Source organism: Paraglaciecola sp. (assembly GCF_030730205.1).
Lineage (GTDB): Bacteria > Pseudomonadota > Gammaproteobacteria > Enterobacterales > Alteromonadaceae > Paraglaciecola.
In genome coordinates this window covers 6384-7702 of sequence record NZ_JANQVQ010000177.1, presented here as the reverse complement: position 1 = coordinate 7702, position 1319 = coordinate 6384, and the positions used below count along the sequence as shown (strand labels likewise).

General features: G+C 41.8%; 1 protein-coding gene. It reads left to right on the top strand.

Annotated elements, in window-relative coordinates; genetic code table 11:
- Positions 1-1319: TonB-dependent receptor domain-containing protein (locus tag NWQ57_RS12290; protein WP_306022444.1), on the top strand; the 1319-nt coding region annotated here is incomplete at both ends.

The following is a 1319-nucleotide window of genomic DNA, read 5'->3' as shown; positions in this document are numbered from 1 at the left end:
GATAACGCTTATGGTGATGCTCAAGGCCAGTTACACAACTTTGGCTCAGGTAGTGTTTTTGTTCAGCCTAAAACTTGGTCTGATTTTACGACTAATGAATCATTTTCACACGCCCTTGGTGGGGAATTCCAATTAACTGACCAGTTAAAAGTATCTGGTGAGGTTTCATACGCAAAATCAGCTGCAAAGCGTAGAAATTCTGAATTTAATTTACGTCCTATTTCCCGTGAGCAATATGATGCAAATGGCACTATTACCGAGCATTTATTTACCATCACAATGACCCAAGATGGTAACGCTGTACCTGGTCTGGCATTTTCTGATGAAGATGCGCTGTTAGATCCAGATAATTTAGCGATTCGTCAATTTACTCACCAAAGATACACTGAGGACAATGAAGAAACAGCCATCCGTTTTGACGTTGAGTACACTGAGCCATTTGGTTTGGATTTTATTAGATCAGTCAAGGCTGGTGTACGCACTACTGATAGCCAATACGAGTTAGATAGATACGATCTGAGAAATAATGGCAGTGAACTTAAAGACCTGCAAAAAAATGTTTCTTATGATGGTGTTGTCACTCCAATATGGATAGGTGATTTTAATGCCGCCTATGGCGGGTTCAAAGAAATTAACCATGCCAACTCATTTGATCAAAGCGGCATTTCTGGCAATAACGCATTAACTCATTACTTTGTTTATGATGGGGCGCTGTTAGCCTATGACATCAATGGCACTTACGACAGAGTCAAACAAATGCTGGCTGGTAGTAGTCACGAGTTAACCGGTACCCTTGATGATAATATGGTTCGCACCACAGGTTCGTACGCAAAAATAGAAGAAAAAACCCAAGCCTTATACACCCAATTTAATTTGGATTTCGACCGATTAAGTGCCGTTGTTGGTGCGCGTTATGTTTCTACTGATTTAACCTCTAGTACTTACACTGAAACCGGCAAGAATGATTACTCAGACTTCTTACCAAGCATCAATGCCACCTATACTTTAACGGATGAAACGCTTTTACGCTTTGCTGCAGCAAAAGTGTTACGCCGTGCTGAATTTGGTGAATTGAGCCCAGCACTGAGCATTGATAATTCGCTAGTAACAGGCACTCAAGGCTCTTACCAATTAGACCCATATCGCGTTACGCAATACGACTTGTCAGCAGAGCACTATTTTGGTGAAGGTGGACTGATATCTGCCGCGGTATTCTATAAAGACGTTGAGTCATTCACGGTCAGTAATAGTTCTTGTGTCGCTAACTCCAACACGGTTGCAGGGCAGAACGTAACTGAATACGTCAACGTTTGTCTGCT